At 65.4% G+C, this 14641-nt stretch carries 18 protein-coding genes; 13 read left to right on the forward strand and 5 right to left on the reverse strand.

The features are described from left to right. The first annotated feature begins 28 nt into the window (after positions 1 to 28). From yajC to RCAP_RS08875, 9 genes are all read left to right on the forward strand, one after another. The gene (gene yajC / locus RCAP_RS08835) at positions 29 to 364 is read left to right on the forward strand and encodes a preprotein translocase subunit YajC (RefSeq protein WP_013067505.1); all 336 of its coding nucleotides are present in this window, start codon (positions 29 to 31) and stop codon (positions 362 to 364) included. Between the two features lie 22 nt (positions 365 to 386). After that, positions 387 to 2051, forward strand: coding sequence for a protein translocase subunit SecD (secD, locus tag RCAP_RS08840; RefSeq protein WP_013067506.1), 1665 nt, complete (start codon positions 387 to 389; stop codon positions 2049 to 2051). Positions 2052 to 2063: 12 nt separating this feature from the next. Further along, positions 2064 to 3065 (forward strand): protein translocase subunit SecF, encoded by a 1002-nt coding sequence (gene secF / locus RCAP_RS08845; protein ID WP_013067507.1) that lies wholly within the window; start codon positions 2064 to 2066, stop codon positions 3063 to 3065. Then, on the forward strand, positions 3052 to 3426 hold the full coding sequence (locus RCAP_RS08850) for an Mth938-like domain-containing protein (protein WP_013067508.1): 375 nt from the start codon (positions 3052 to 3054) through the stop codon (positions 3424 to 3426). Before secF ends, RCAP_RS08850 begins: the two co-directional genes overlap by 14 nt. Next, positions 3423 to 4067, forward strand: a complete 645-nt coding sequence (gene ccmA, locus RCAP_RS08855; RefSeq protein WP_013067509.1) for a heme ABC exporter ATP-binding protein CcmA — start codon at positions 3423 to 3425, stop codon at positions 4065 to 4067. Before RCAP_RS08850 ends, ccmA begins: the two co-directional genes overlap by 4 nt. Before the next feature lie 118 nt (positions 4068 to 4185). Further along, positions 4186 to 4842, forward strand: a complete 657-nt coding sequence (ccmB, locus tag RCAP_RS08860) for a heme exporter protein CcmB (protein WP_013067510.1) — start codon at positions 4186 to 4188, stop codon at positions 4840 to 4842. Between the two features lie 83 nt (positions 4843 to 4925). Then, positions 4926 to 5654, forward strand: a complete 729-nt coding sequence (locus RCAP_RS08865; RefSeq protein WP_013067511.1) for a heme ABC transporter permease — start codon at positions 4926 to 4928, stop codon at positions 5652 to 5654. Further along, complete coding sequence (gene ccmD, locus RCAP_RS08870; RefSeq protein ID WP_013067512.1) at positions 5651 to 5809, forward strand: heme exporter protein CcmD; 159 nt, start codon at positions 5651 to 5653, stop codon at positions 5807 to 5809. Before RCAP_RS08865 ends, ccmD begins: the two co-directional genes overlap by 4 nt. Continuing rightward, positions 5802 to 6332, forward strand: a complete 531-nt coding sequence (locus tag RCAP_RS08875; RefSeq protein WP_013067513.1) for a DsbE family thiol:disulfide interchange protein — start codon at positions 5802 to 5804, stop codon at positions 6330 to 6332. The genes ccmD and RCAP_RS08875 overlap by 8 nt, the downstream gene beginning before the upstream one ends. Positions 6333 to 6385: 53 nt before the next feature. Here RCAP_RS08875 and hpt read toward each other — a convergent pair whose 3' ends face one another. Then, a complete protein-coding gene (gene hpt / locus RCAP_RS08880) occupies positions 6386 to 6934 on the reverse strand; it encodes a hypoxanthine phosphoribosyltransferase (protein ID WP_013067514.1) in 549 nt (182 codons plus the stop codon). Between the two features lie 81 nt (positions 6935 to 7015). On the opposite strand from hpt, the gene RCAP_RS08885 reads away from it, so the two are divergent. Next, positions 7016 to 7486, forward strand: coding sequence for a type II toxin-antitoxin system RatA family toxin (locus tag RCAP_RS08885; RefSeq protein ID WP_013067515.1), 471 nt, complete (start codon positions 7016 to 7018; stop codon positions 7484 to 7486). 72 nt (positions 7487 to 7558) lie between these two features. On the opposite strand, the gene RCAP_RS08890 is transcribed toward RCAP_RS08885, so the two are convergent. From RCAP_RS08890 to RCAP_RS08905, 4 genes are all read right to left on the reverse strand, one after another. Then, positions 7559 to 8737 carry an ammonium transporter gene (locus RCAP_RS08890; RefSeq protein WP_013067516.1) on the reverse strand — a complete coding sequence of 393 codons (1179 nt, stop codon included), beginning with the start codon at positions 8735 to 8737 and terminating at the stop codon, positions 7559 to 7561. 154 nt (positions 8738 to 8891) lie between these two features. After that, positions 8892 to 9359 carry a CinA family protein gene (locus tag RCAP_RS08895; protein WP_013067517.1) on the reverse strand — a complete coding sequence of 156 codons (468 nt, stop codon included), beginning with the start codon at positions 9357 to 9359 and terminating at the stop codon, positions 8892 to 8894. After that, positions 9356 to 9850, reverse strand: a complete 495-nt coding sequence (locus tag RCAP_RS08900) for a phosphatidylglycerophosphatase A family protein (RefSeq protein ID WP_013067518.1) — start codon at positions 9848 to 9850, stop codon at positions 9356 to 9358. Before RCAP_RS08900 ends, RCAP_RS08895 begins: the two co-directional genes overlap by 4 nt. Position 9851: 1 nt before the next feature. After that, complete coding sequence (locus tag RCAP_RS08905; RefSeq protein ID WP_013067519.1) at positions 9852 to 10991, reverse strand: bifunctional 2-C-methyl-D-erythritol 4-phosphate cytidylyltransferase/2-C-methyl-D-erythritol 2,4-cyclodiphosphate synthase; 1140 nt, start codon at positions 10989 to 10991, stop codon at positions 9852 to 9854. 193 nt (positions 10992 to 11184) lie between these two features. On the opposite strand from RCAP_RS08905, the gene dusB reads away from it, so the two are divergent. The 3 genes from dusB to RCAP_RS08920 are packed head-to-tail and all read left to right on the forward strand — an operon-like array spanning position 11185 to position 14603. Next, the gene (gene dusB / locus RCAP_RS08910; protein WP_013067520.1) at positions 11185 to 12159 is read left to right on the forward strand and encodes a tRNA dihydrouridine synthase DusB; all 975 of its coding nucleotides are present in this window, start codon (positions 11185 to 11187) and stop codon (positions 12157 to 12159) included. Beyond that, positions 12156 to 13223 (forward strand): two-component system sensor histidine kinase NtrB, encoded by a 1068-nt coding sequence (locus tag RCAP_RS08915; RefSeq protein WP_013067521.1) that lies wholly within the window; start codon positions 12156 to 12158, stop codon positions 13221 to 13223. Before dusB ends, RCAP_RS08915 begins: the two co-directional genes overlap by 4 nt. Positions 13224 to 13226: 3 nt before the next feature. Beyond that, complete coding sequence (locus RCAP_RS08920) at positions 13227 to 14603, forward strand: response regulator (RefSeq protein ID WP_013067522.1); 1377 nt, start codon at positions 13227 to 13229, stop codon at positions 14601 to 14603. The last annotated feature ends 38 nt before the right edge of the window (positions 14604 to 14641 follow it).

The raw sequence follows: 14641 nt of genomic DNA on the forward strand, positions 1-14641 counted from the left end.
CCCACGGCCCTAACGAAAGGACCATGCCATGTTCGTCTCTCCCGCCTATGCTCAGGATGCCTCTGCCGCCGCCGGTGGCATGGCCGCCTTTGGCCAATTCGTGCCGCTGATCCTGATCTTCGTGATCATGTATTTCCTGCTGATCCGCCCGCAGCAAAAAAAGGCCAAGGAACACAAGGCGATGGTCGATGCGCTGCGGCGTGGTGACATGGGTCTGACGCAGGCGGGCATCATCGGCAAGGTCGTGCATCTGCGCGAGGACGGCGAAATCGAGGTCGAGATCGCCAAGGACATGAAGGTGCGGATGATCCGCAGCGCCGTCGTGCAGGTTCTGTCGAAGACCGAACCGGCCGCCAATAGCTGACCTGAACCGGGGCCGCGCCGCCATGCTGCAGATTTCGCTTTGGAAGCGTCTTGTCATTCTGGGTCTGTGCCTTGCGGCGCTGATCACGGCGGCGCCCAACATGTTCTATGCCCGCGTCGAGGGGCATAACGACGCCGTTTCCGCCTTCGAGAAGACCGGGGCGATGACCGAGACCCAGGAGGCCGCCAAGGCCGCCTGGCCCGACTGGGCGCCCTCGGCGCTGGTCAATCTGGGGCTTGATCTGCGCGGCGGCGCGCATCTTCTGGCCGAGGTGCATCTGGGCGAGGTCTACAAGGCCCGGATGGATGCGCTCTGGCCCGAGGTGCGCAAGGTTCTGGCCGCCGAGCGGGCCACGATCGGCGCGATTCGGCGCGTGCCCTCGCCCGAAGGCGAGTTGCGCATCCAGATCGGCGAGCGCGCGCAGATCGCCCGCGCCGTCGAAGTGGCCCGGACGCTGGCCAGCCCGGTGGTCAGCCTGACCGGCGTCGGTCAGACCGACTACGAGGTGACGGGCGAGGGCGACACCGTCGTCTTCCGGCTGTCGGAGGCCGAAAAGAAAGCCACCGACGATCGCACCATGCAGCAATCGCTGGAAATCGTGCGTCGGCGCGTCGATGCGGCGGGCACGCGCGAACCCACGATCATGCGCGAAGGCACCGACCGCATCCTGATCGAAGTGCCCGGCATCGGCTCGGCGCAGGAGCTGAAGGATCTGATCGGCACCACCGCCAAGCTGACCTTCCATCCGGTGCTCAGCACGACCTCGAACCCGAATGCGCCGGTCGCCTCGGGCAATGAACTTCTGCCCGATGCCGAACGGCAGGGGCTTTATCACCTGCTGGACGAGGTTCCGGTGGTGACGGGCGACGATCTGACCGATGCGCGCCCGACCACCGACGACAACGGCGCCCCGGCGGTGTCGTTCCGCTTCAATGTCAGCGGCGCCCGGGCCTTTGGCGATTACACCGCCGGTCATATCGGAGAGCCCTTCGCCATCGTTCTGGACGGCAAGGTGATTTCGGCACCGACGATCCAGGCGCATATCGCGGGCGGATCGGGGATCATCACCGGCCGTTTCAGCATCGAGGAAGCCACGGATCTGGCGCTGCTTTTGCGCGCGGGCGCCCTGCCTGCGGGGATGACCTTCCTTGAGGAACGCACGATCGGGCCGGAACTGGGCGCCGACAGCGTCAAGGCGGGGATGGTCGCCTCGGTGATCGGCTTCGTCGCGGTCGTGGCCTACATGATCGCCTCCTACGGGCTTTTCGGCTTCTTTTCCTCGGTGGCGCTGTTCATCAACATTGCCTTCATCTTCGCCGTGATGGGCGCGATCGGCGGCACGATGACCCTGCCCGGGATCGCCGGGATCGTGCTGACCATCGGCACCTCGGTCGATGCCAACGTGCTGATCTACGAACGCATGCGCGAGGAAATCCGGTCGGGCAAATCGCCCGTGCGCGCGATCGAGCTGGGCTTTGACAAGGCGATGTCGGCGATCATCGACGCGAACGTGACCTCGTTCCTGTCCTCGGCGATCCTGTTCGTGCTGGGGGCCGGGCCGGTGCGCGGCTTTGCCGTGACCACGATGATCGGCATCGCCGCCTCGATCTTCACCGCGATCTGGGTGGTCCGGCTGATGATCGTCATCTGGTACGGCTGGCGTCGTCCCAAGACCATCGTCATCTGAGGAGGAACCACCATGGCTTTCCGTCTGAAACTGGTTCCCGAAAAGACCAACTTCGACTTTTTCCGCTGGCAATGGGCGACCTTCGGGGCGGCCATCGTGATGATGATCGCCTCGGTGATCCTGCCGCTGGTGATCGGGCTGAACTTCGGCATCGACTTCAAGGGCGGCACGACGATCCGCACCGAATCCACGACGGCGATCGATGTCGGCGTCTATCGGGCCGCGCTGGAGCCGCTCGAGCTTGGCGATGTGATCATCTCCGAGGTCCGCGACCCCAGCTTCCGCGAAGATCAGCATGTGGCGATGATCCGCATCCAGATGCAGGAGGACGGGCAGGGCGCCGAGGGGCAGGGCGCGCAGGGCCAGGAGCTGGTGAACAAGGTCGAGACCGCGCTGACCGCGGTCGATCCGGCGCTGAAGATCACCTCGTTTGAATCCGTCGGCCCCAAGGTCTCGGGCGAGCTGGTCTGGACCGCGGTCTGGTCGCTTCTGGCGGCGACCGTGGTGATCATGTTCTACATCTGGGTCCGGTTCGAATGGCAATTCGCGCTTGGCGCCGTGGTGGCGCTTGTCCATGACGTGCTGCTGACGGTCGGGCTTTTCGCCGTGCTGCAGCTGAAGTTCGATCTGACCACGGTGGCGGCGCTGTTGACGATCACCGGCTATTCGATCAACGACACCGTCGTCGTCTTTGACCGGCTGCGCGAAAACCTGATCAAATACAAGACGATGCCGCTGCGCGACGTGATGAACCTGTCGGTCAACGAAACGCTTTCGCGCACGGTGATGACCGGCATGACGACGCTTCTGGCGCTGGTGCCGATGCTGATCTGGGGCGGCGACGTGATCCGCGGCTTCGTCTTCGCCATGGTCTGGGGGGTGTTCACCGGCACCTATTCCTCGGTCTATGTGGCGAAGAACATCGTGCTGTTCATCGGTCTTGACCGCAACAAGGAGAAGAAGGACCCCTCGGACAAGTTCTTCTCGAACGGGGCGCAAGATGGCGCCCCGTGAGCCGGGCTTCGCAGGCGCGCTGCCGATCGACGGCTACGGACCCGGCTTTTTCCGCATTGCCGGGGCCGTGCATCGCGGCGGGCTTTTGATCCACGCCGAGGCGGCGATGCCCTGGACCGGCTTCGACGATCTTGCGGCGCTGCGCGCGCTGGCCGGGCAGGTGGATCTGCTGCTGTGCGGGATGGGCGCGGATATCGCCCATCTTCCCAAGGGCTTGCAGGTGGAACTTGAAGCGCTTGGGGTGATGGCGGAGCCGATGTCCACCGCCTCTGCCGCGCGTCATTACAATGTGCTTCTGTCCGAGGGCCGCCGCGTCGGCGCCGCCCTTTTGCCGATGCCGGGCGCGGTGCCGACGGCATGACGCTGCTGGCCGTCGATCAGCTCACGGTCAGCCGGGGCGGTCTTGCCGTGCTGGAGGGGGTGAGCTTCTCGCTTGCCGCGGGCCATGCGCTGGTGCTGCGCGGCCCGAACGGGATCGGCAAGACGACGCTTTTGCGCACGCTGGCGGGGCTGCAGCCGCCGCTGGCCGGGCGGGTGTCGATGCCGCCCGAGGGGATCGCCTATGCCGCCCATGCCGACGGGCTGAAGGCCACGCTTTCCGTGCGCGAAAACCTGCAGTTCTGGGCGGCGATCCATGCGACGGACACGGTCGAGACGGCGCTTGCACGGATGAACCTGAACGCGCTGGAACACCGCGCCGCCGCAAGCCTTTCGGCGGGGCAAAAGCGTCGGCTTGGCCTTGCGCGGCTTCTGGTCACCGGGCGTCCGGTCTGGGTGCTGGACGAGCCGACGGTCTCGCTCGACGCCGCCTCGGTGGCACTTTTTGCCGAGGCCGTGCGGGCGCATCTGGCGGCGGGTGGGGCGGCGCTGATGGCGACCCATATCGATCTGGGCCTGTCCGAGGCGAGGGTTCTGGACCTTGCCCCGTTCAAGGCGCGTCCGCCCGAGGCGGGCGGCCATCGCGGCGCCTTCGATCACGGCTTTGACGGAGCCTTCCTGTGAACCGCGGCCCCCGAGTCCTGCCGCAAAAGGGCGTAGTTGTGCCAAGAAGAAACCGCATGGCCTTTTCCTGGTCCAAATACGCTCTTGCCGACATCGGCTGTGGGCGGAGGATTTTGTCATGAGGGCGCTTTTGTCGCGGGATCTGCGGCTGGCGATCCGGGCCGGGGGCGGCTTCGGGCTCGGGCTTGCATTTTTTCTGATCGTGGTGACGCTGGTGCCCTTTGGCGTCGGCCCGCAGGGCGAGATCCTGGCCCGGATCGCCAGCGGCATCCTGTGGCTGGGCGCCTTGCTCGCCTGTCTTCTGTCGCTCGACCGGATTTTTGCGCTCGATTTCGAGGATGGCTCGCTTGATCTTCTGGCCACCGCGCCGATCCCGATGGAGGCGGTGGTGACGATCAAGGCGCTGGCGCATTGGATCACCACCGGGTTGCCGCTGGTTCTGGCGGCGCCGCTATTCGCCGTGCTGCTGCATTTGCCCGCGCCCGCCTATCTCTGGCTCGAGGTCTCGCTGCTTCTGGGCACGCCGGCGCTGTCGGTGCTGGGCACCTTTGGCGCGGCGCTGACGGTGGGGCTGAAGCGGGGGGGCTTGCTGTTGCCGCTGCTCGCCCTGCCGCTTTATGTGCCGACGCTGATCTTTGGCGCCGAACTGGTGCGGCGCGGCGCCGAGGGCCTGGCGATCGAAGTGCCGCTGGCGATGCTGGCGGGGATCACCGCGGCCACGGTGGCTTTGGTGCCCTTTGCTTCGGCGGCGGCGATCCGGGTCAATTTGCGGTGAAACTTATTCCAGATTGATGCGAGTCAATCCGGGCCGTGGCAAAGCATGACATGTCCGACGGGACGCGAGAGGGAGGAGAGCCGATGTCGATCTGGGAATATGCGAACCCGGTCAAGTTCATGCAGACTTCGGGCCGGCTTTTGCCCTGGGTCGTGGCGGCGACGGTTCTGACGCTGCTGCCCGGGCTCGTCTGGGGCTTTTTCTTCACCCCGGTCGCGGCCGAATTCGGCGCGACGGTCAAGGTGATCTATGTCCACGTTCCGGCGGCGACGCTGGCGATCAACATCTGGGTGATGATGCTGGTCGCCTCGCTGATCTGGCTGATCCGGCGTCATCACGTCTCGGCGCTGGCGGCGAAGGCGGCGGCGCCGATCGGCATGGTGATGACGCTGATCGCGCTGATCACCGGGGCGTTCTGGGGGCAGCCGATGTGGGGAACCTGGTGGGAATGGGATCCGCGGTTGACCTCGTTCCTGATCCTGTTCCTGTTCTATCTGGGCTACATGGCGCTGTGGGAAGCGATCGAGAACCCCGATACCGCCGCCGATCTGACCGGGGTTCTGTGTCTTGTGGGCTCGGTCTTTGCGGTGCTGTCGCGCTATGCGGCGATCTTCTGGAACCAGGGCCTGCATCAGGGCTCGACGCTCAGCCTCGACAAGGAAGAGCATATTGCGGATGTTTATTGGCAGCCCCTGGTGCTCTCGATCGCGGGCTTCGGGATGCTCTTCGTGGCTCTGTTGCTGTTGCGTACCCGCACCGAGATCCGCGCCCGTCGTCTGAAGGCACTGGAACAAAGGGAGCGCATGGCATGATGCCGGAGTTCGGAAAATACGCCGTCACGATCCTTGCGTCCTGGGGGGCGACGCTTGTGCTGCTGGCGGGGCTGATCGCGGCCACGCTGATCCGCGGCGCGCAGGTGAAACGGGCGTTGAAAGCCCAGGAAGAACGGATGAAGAACGATGGCTAAGCCCTTGATGTTTCTTCCGCTGCTGGTGATGGCGGGCTTTGTTGGCGCGGGCTATTTCGCGATGCAGCAAAATGACCCGAATGCCATGCCGACCGCGCTTGCCGGCAAGGAGGCGCCCGCGGTCCGGCTTGAACCGCTGGGCGCGGAGGCGCCCTTCACCGATGCTGATCTGCGCGACGGCAAGATCAAGCTGGTGAACTTCTGGGCTTCCTGGTGCGCGCCCTGTCGGGTCGAACATCCGAATCTGATCGGTCTGAAACAGGACGGAATCGAGATTATGGGTGTGAACTGGAAGGACACGCCCGACCAGGCGCAGGGGTTCCTGGCCGAGATGGGCAGCCCCTACACCAGGCTTGGCGCCGATCCGGGCAACAAGATGGGGCTGGATTGGGGCGTGGCCGGGGTGCCCGAGACCTTCGTGGTCGATGGTGCGGGGCGCATCCTGACCCGCATTGCCGGGCCGCTGACCGAGGATGTGATCACGAAAAAGATCGACCCGCTTCTGGCCGGGACGGCGGATTAGATCCTGCGTCTTCGTACCGGGGCCTGTGGCGGGCCCCGGCAGGAAAACCGTGATCACTTCTGCGGATCGGTGAAGCGGACCGTGCCGATGAAGGGAAGGTTGCGGTGGTTTTGCGCATAGTCGAGCCCGTAGCCGACAACGAATTCATCGGGGATCTCAAAACCGGTCCAGCGCGCCTTCACATCGACCTCGCGGCGCGACGGCTTGTCGAGCATGGCGCAGCATTCGATCCGCCGCGGTGCGCGTGCCCGCAACATCTCCATCACTTTCGAAATCGTATGTCCGGTGTCGATGATATCTTCCACGACCAGCACGTCGCGTCCGCCAATTATGCCGCGCAAGTCCTTGAGAACGCGGACCTCTCGGGTTGAGGTGGTCTCGTTGCCATAGCTTGAGGCCTCAAGGAAATCGACCTCGCAGGGCACGCCGATTTCCCGGATCAGATCGGCGATGAAGACGAAGGAGCCGCGCAACAGGCCCACCACCACCAGACGGTCGGTGTCCTTGAAGGCCTCGGTGATTTCGGCGCCAAGTGCCTCGACCCGGGCCGCGATGGCTTTGGCCGAGATCATCTGGTCGATTACGTAACCGCTTTGCGACATCGTTCCTCCTGCGGCCTCTCGGCCCTTGCAATTCGGTTGCTTTATCGCAAGAAGAGGCGCGGGAAAAGGGAGGCGGGCACGATGCCGCGGCACACCGAACAGCGTTTCATGCCCTATTCGGCGGCGCAGATGTATGCGCTTGTGGCCGACGTCGCGCGGTATCCGGAATTTCTGCCCTGGAATTCCGCCGCCCGCATCCGCGCCCGCAAGCCCGGGCCGCGTCCGGGCACCGAATTGATGGAAGCGGATCTGGTGATCTCGTTCAAGGTGTTCCGCGAACGCTTCGGATCCCGTGTCGTGCTGGATCCCGACAACTTTCGCGTCGATACGCAATATCTCGACGGGCCTTTCAAGCACATGCATTCCTGGTGGCAGTTCTCGGATCGTCCCGGGGGATGCGAGGTCGATTTCTTCGTCGATTTCGAATTCAAGAATGCGCTGCTGCAGGGGGTTATCGGTATCGTTTTCGATCAGGCGATGCGGATGATCGTGAAGGCTTTCGAAGATCGGGCGATCGCGCTTTACGGTTGGTCCGGCCGGGTGCAAAGCTGAACCTGCGGGGCGCCTGCAGATGAATAAGGCCGCCCTTTGGCGGCCTTTCTGTTTTCACACAAGGGCTTGCGATCAGGAGTTCAAGTCGTAGGCGCGTTCGCCATGGGTCGAAATGTCCAGACCGTTGGTCTCGGATTCCTTGTCCACGCGCATCGGAAAGACCAGCGCGACGGCGCGGGCAATGCCCCAGGTCAGGGCGATCGTGTAAAGGCCCACGATCAGAAGGGCCCCGAGCTGCGCGGTAAAGCTTGCTGCACCAAAGACCGCGACCATGATCGTTCCGAAGATGCCGCCGACACCATGCACGGCGAAGACATCAAGCGAATCGTCCAGCTTGAGCCGTTCGCGCACGATCAGCACCGATTCCTGGCACAGAATGCCCGCGACCGTGCCGATAATCACCGCTTGCAGCGGCGAGACATAGCCCGAGGCGGGGGTCACCGAAGCAAGGCCCGCAATGGAGCCGGTGACGATGCCCACGAGCGAGGCACGGCCGAACTTGAGCCTTTCCCAGAACATCCAGGACAGCGAAGCGGCGGCGGCGCTCAGATGCGTGGCGGTGATCGCCATCGCGGCCGTGCCGTCGGCGGCAAGTTCTGAACCGCCATTGAAGCCGAACCAGCCAACCCAAAGAAGCCCCGCGCCGATCGCCACCATGCCGGGATTGTGCGGCGGCGTGTGGCGGTTGCGGCGCGGCCCGATCATCACCGCCAGCAACAAGGCCGCCAGCGCCGCGGTTTCATGCACCACAATGCCGCCGGCGAAATCCCGCGTGCCTTTTTCGCCGAAGATCCCGCCGTCCGACAGAAAGCCCGCGCCCCAGATCCAATGCGCCACCGGCGCATAGACCAGCAGCATCCAGACCGCCGAAAAGGTGAAAACCCACCAGAAATTCACCCGCTCGACAAAGGCGCCAAGGATCAGCGCTGGTGTGATCACAGCGAAGGTCATCTGGAAGGCGAAGAACAGGATCTCGGGCAGGGTGCCGCGCAGATCGTCTGCGGTGACCCCGATCATCCCCAGACGCGACAGACCGCCCCAGAGGCCGCCGACATCGCCAAAGGCGATCGAATAGCCTGCAAGCAACCACAAAAGGCTCATCGCGGCGGCAAGTGCGAAGCACTGCATGAAGATTGACAATACGCTGCGGGCCCGCACCAGCCCGCCATAGAAAAGCGCAAGGCCCGGCAGCGTCATCAACAGCACGAGTGCCGTCGCCATGCTGACCCAGGCCGTATCTGCCCCGTTCATCCCGAATCCTCCTCGTCGGTTCGGCAGCGGCGAAGCATGCCGAAACCGCCATGAAAAGGCGCGAGGGGCGACAATATGCGCTTAATTCATGGGCGTATTCTTGTTGCTGAAGGATTGGGCGCAATTTTTGCACCAAGCCGGGAATTGTGGCGGATTACGAAAGCGCAGCGGCCAGCAGCGACAGGGCGTGATCGCGGGACTTTTCCCGGACCGCGGACCGGCCAAGGGCGCCGAACTCTTGCGTTTCGGTGTGCGTCGGCCCCCCGCGGCGGGCGAGGCCGAAACAGACGCGGCCTTCGGGCTTGAACTCGGACCCGCCGGGACCGGCGATTCCGGTGATCGACACCGCCAGATCGGCGGCGGACCGGGCCAGCGCGCCCTCGGCCATTTCGCGCGCCACCTGTTCGGAAACCGCGCCAAAGGCCTCGAGTGTCTCGACCGAAACGCCCAGCATCTCGACCTTGGCGGCGTTCGAATAGGTGACGAAACCGCGTTCGAAAACGCGCGAGGATCCGGGGATCTCGGTCAGGGCGGCGGCAACCATGCCGCCGGTGCAGCTTTCCGCCGTGGTGATGCGGATGCCCTTTTCTTGCGCCGCATCAAGCACTTCCACGGCGATCATCGGATCAACCCATGCCAGAGACCGGCCGCGATCACGGTGCAGATCCCTGCAAAGAGCCCCGCCCAGAGATCGTCAAGCATCACCCCCGCCGCATCGCCGCGACGGTCGGCACGGCCGACAAGCCAGGGCTTCCAGATGTCGAAGAGCCGAAAGAACAGAAAGGCCGCCACCGGCCCCGGCCAGACCATCGACATGTCCCGCAGCCAGAACCCGGCGGCGGGGAAGATCAGCGCGACGCCGATGCCCGCCACCTCGTCGATGACGATTTCCGACGGGTCCTCGCCCGGGCGGTCGCGCAATTCACGCGCCACGGCCCAGAAGCCCAAGGCCGTGATCACAGCCGTTGCCGCCACAAGCGGGCCAAATCCGGCAAAGCGCTCGACGGCCCAGAGCAGGGCCAGACCCGCCGCCGTGCCCCAGGTGCCCGGGGCCGGGCGCAACCGGCCGACGAAGCCGAAGGTGGTGATGGCCTGCAGCCAGCGGGCCGCCATCTTACGCGCCGATCAGCGTCACGGTGGCGATCGAGGCGATGCCTTCCTCGCGGCCCGTAAAGCCCAGCCGCTCCGAGGTCGTGGCCTTGACCGACACGCGCGAGGGCTCGATCTCCATGATCCGGGCGAGTTCCGCCGCCATCGCGACCGCATGCGGGCCGACCTTGGGCCGTTCGCAGATCAGCGTCACATCGGCATTGCCGATCCGGAAGCCGCGCGACTTCGCCAGTTTCGCCGCATGATCCAGAAAGATCCAGCTGGCGGCGCCTTTCCATTGCGGATCGCTGGGCGGGAAGTGACGGCCGATATCGCCCTCGGCCAGCGCGCCATAGATCGCGTCGGTCAGCGCATGCATGCCCACATCGGCGTCGGAATGGCCCAGAAGCGCCTTCACATGCGGCACCTTCACCCCGCACAGCACCACATGATCGCCCTCGCAGAAGGCGTGCACATCATAGCCGTTGCCCAGTCGCACATCCATCGTCAGCCCCTTTCGTTCACGCAATATCGCCTCGGCGCGGGCAAAATCCGGCGCATAGGTGATCTTCAGATTGTCTTCATGCCCCGGAACGATCGCCACGGAAAGCCCCGCGTGACGGGCGACCTCGACATCATCGGCGGCCCCGCCCGGATGGGCGCGATGCGCCGCCAGAATCTCGGGGAAGCGGAAGCCCTGCGGCGTCTGCGCCCGGTAAAGCCCCTCGCGGTCCTGCGTGCCCGCGACCAGACCGGCTTCGCCACGCCACAGCGCATCGGTCACGGCCAGCGCGGGCGCAGCCCCCGGCGTGGTCTCCAAGGCGGCCAGAACCGCGGCGGTGACCGAGGCCGGAACCAGCGGCCGGGCGCCGTCATGGATCAGGACCCGCGTCACATCCGAGCCTTCCAGCGCCTCGAGCGCATTCTTCACGCTTTCCGACCGCGTCGATCCGCCCGCGACCAGCACGACCGAGCCGCCCAGCAAATCCATGCCAAGCCCCATGTCGTCGGGATGCAGCACGACCAGAATCCGGCCGAGCCCCGCGAAAGCCGCGACCGTCTGTGCCAGAACCGGCCGCCCGGCCAGATCGCGCCATTGTTTCGGCAGGCCTTCGCCCGCCCGCGTGCCGCGACCCGCCGCGACGATGATCACCGCAACCGTCATGATGCCTCCTTGCTTGCCAAAGGCTTAGGACATGCGCCGCGCGGGCGCAATGCACACAGAGCCGCAGCTGATTGCCTATATTTTGTGCGGATGCCGATTTTTCTCGCCCGGGTGATGGGTCAGATCACCGGACGCAATTGTGATTCCCGGCGCCTGTCGCTACTTCCTTGAGCAGTTGCAAGAGAGAGACCAAGTGACGATCAGCCTCGATAGCCTTCGCCTCGACCCTCCGGTGCTTCTGGCGCCGATGGCGGGCATCACCGATCTGCCGTTCCGGCGCATGGTGGCGCGGTTCGGCGCGGGGCTTGTCGTGTCGGAAATGGTGGCCAGCGGCGAGATGCTGACCGCCAAGCCCTCGGTCCGGGCCAAGGCGCAGGCGGAACTGACGGCCGGTCTGCCGACCTCGGTGCAGCTGGCGGGCCGAGAAGCGGCGCCGATGGCCGAGGCGGCAAAGATCGTCGCCGACATGGGCGCCGAGATCATCGACATCAACATGGGCTGTCCGGCGAAAAAGGTGACGGGCGGGCTTTCGGGCGCGGCGCTGATGCGCAATCCCGATCATGCCTTGCGGCTGATCGAGGCGGTGGTGGGCGCGGTCGATCTGCCGGTGACGCTGAAGATGCGGCTGGGCTGGGACGAAGACCAGCTGAACGCGGCCGAGATCGCCGCCCGGGCCGAAGCGGCCGGGGTGAAGATGATCGTCATTCACGGCCGCACCCGGATGCAGTTCTACACCGGCGCGGCGGATTGGCGGGCGATTGCGGCCGTGCGTGCGGCGGTTTCGGTGCCGGTGGTGGCGAATGGCGACATCACCGATGCCGCCTCGGCGCGGAGGGCGCTGGATCAGAGCGGCGCCGCGGGCGTGATGGTCGGGCGCGGCGCGCAGGGGGCGCCCTGGCGGCTGGCGCAGATCGCCGCCGCGCTTTTTGGCAAAGCAGATCCCAAACTTCCCTCCGGTTCCGAATTTTCCGACTTCGTGTCAGAGCACTACGAGGCGATCCTCAGTTTTTACGGCCGCGATCTGGGCTTGCGCATCGCGCGCAAGCATCTGGGCTGGTATGCCGAGGCCGCCGCCGCGCCGCTGCGCGCCGAAATGATGCGTGCGACCGATCCCGCTGCCACGCTTGCGCTGATCCGCAGCGCCTTTTCCGAAAGGGAGGCCGCATGAACCTGCCCCCGCCCGGCATCATCTGGAACTCGCTGCCGCTGCCCGCGCTGATGCTGGACGTCAACGACCGGGTGATCGAGATCAACCCGGCGGCCGAGCTTTTCCTCAACCTGTCGGCGCGGGCGCTGAAGGGGCAGGCGCTTGGCGAGCGGCTGGCGATTTCCGCCCCGCTCGAGGAAATCTTTGCCCGGGTGCGCAAGAATCGGTCCGCGCTTTTCGTCAACGACGTCGATCTGACGACGGGCGAACGCGCGCCGGTGCAATGCAACCTGCAGGCCGCGCCGATCGCCGACGATCCGGAAACGGTGCTGCTGCTGATTTCGCCGCGCGAGATCGCCGACCGGCTGGGCCGGGCCAGCATGGTGAAATCGGCGGCGCGCTCGGCGATCGGCATGGCCGAGATGCTGGCGCATGAGATCAAGAACCCGCTGGCGGGGATCGCGGGGGCGGCGCAGCTTTTGTCGATGGGGCTTTCGGGCGAGGATCTGGAGCTGACCGATCTGATCGTCGATGAAACCCGCCGCATCGTGAAACTGCTGGAACAGGTCGAGCAGTTCGGCAATGTCCGCCCGCCCGAGATGAAACCGGTCAACATCCACGATGTGCTTGATCGGGCACGGAAATCTGCGGGCGTCGGCTTTGGCGCGCATATGCTGATCGTCGAGGATTACGACCCGTCGCTGCCGCCGACGCTGGGGGATGCCGACCAGCTGACACAGGTGTTCCTGAACCTTTTGAAGAACGCCTCCGAGGCCGCGAAGGGACAAGGCACGATCCGGCTGCGCACCTTTTACGATTACGCGCTGCGGCTGCGGCGGCCCGATGGCGGCGGGCAGCGCCTGCCGCTGCAGGTCGAGGTGATCGACGACGGTCCGGGCATTCCGGCCGATATCGCCAGCTCGATCTTTGAACCCTTCGTTTCCGGACGCGAGAACGGCACCGGCCTTGGCCTGGCGCTGGTGTCAAAGATCATCTCTGAACACAATGGCTGGATCAGCGTCGAAAGCGCCCCCGGCCGCACCCTTTTCCGCATTTCCTTGCCCGTCGCCCCGAAGGAGCTTTGACAGATGGATGGCACCGTTCTCGTCGCCGACGACGACCGCACGATCCGCACCGTTCTGACCCAGGCGCTGACCCGCGCCGGCTGCAAGGTCCATGCGACGGCGTCCCTGATGACGCTGATGCGCTGGGTCGAGGAGGGCAAGGGCGATCTGGTGATTTCCGACGTGGTCATGCCCGACGGCAACGGGCTCGAGGCGCTGCCGCGGATCGCGCGGGAACGGCCGGGCCTGCCGGTGATCGTGATCTCGGCGCAAAACACCATCATGACGGCGATTCAGGCGGCCGAGGCCGATGCCTATGATTACCTGCCCAAGCCCTTCGATCTGCCCGATCTGATGAAACGGGCGGCCCGCGCGCTGGAACTCAAGCGCCGCGCGCAGGTGGTGCCGAAGGTGATCGAGACCTCGCGCCCCGAGGGCACCGATCTGCCGCTGGTCGGGCGCACGGCGGCGATGCAGGCGCTGTACCGGCTGGTGGCGCGGGTGATGAATGCCGATCTGCCGGTGATGATCATGGGCGAATCCGGCACCGGCAAATCGCTGATCGCAAAGGCCATTCACGATTTCTCCGACCGTCGCACGCTGCCCTTCGTGGTGGCGCAGGCGGCCGATCTGCTGGGGGCGGACGGGCCCTCAAGCCTTCTGGCGCGCGTCAAGGGCGGCTCGCTCGTCTTTGACGAGGTCGGCGATTACGACGACGAGACGCAGGGCCGGATCGTGCGGATGTTGGATGCGCTGCCCGATCCCGCGCCGCGGATCATGGCGACGACGCAGGTCGATCTGGGCGCGCTGATGGAGGCGGGCCGGTTCCGGCAGGATCTTTACTACCGTCTGGGCGGGGTGACGCTGGCCGTGCCCGCGCTGCGTGAGCGGGTCGAGGACATCCCGCTGCTGGCCGAGCATTTCCTGGGCCGGGCCGAGCGCGACGGTCTCGGCATGCGCCGCTTCTCGGCCGAGGCGATGGGGCTGGTGCGGGCCTATGCCTGGCCGGGCAATGTGCGCCAGCTCGAAAACACCGTGCGGCGGCTCGTCGTGACGGCCTCCGAGGAGGAAATCACCCGGACCGAGGTGGAGTTCGTTCTGGGCAACCAGCCCGCGGTCGACGCGCTGCGCGGCGCGGGCGGCGAGGGCGAGAAACTCTCCGCCTCGATCGCCCGGCATCTGCGGCGCTACTTCGACCTGCACGGCGGCAACCTGCCGCCGCCCGGGCTTTACGACCGGATTCTGGCGGAAATGGAAGCGCCGCTGATCGAGATCGCGCTGGATGCCACCGGCGGCAACCAGGCCAAATGTGCCGATCTTCTGGGGATCAACCGCAATACCTTGCGCAAAAAGATCACCGATCTGGATATTCAGGTGACAAGGCGGCGCAAACTGATGTAAATGGGCCACAGGTAATTGTGGCAAATCCACCTCACGGG

Origin of the sequence: Rhodobacter capsulatus SB 1003 (genome assembly GCF_000021865.1) — a bacterium.
Classification (GTDB): domain Bacteria; phylum Pseudomonadota; class Alphaproteobacteria; order Rhodobacterales; family Rhodobacteraceae; genus Rhodobacter; species Rhodobacter capsulatus_B.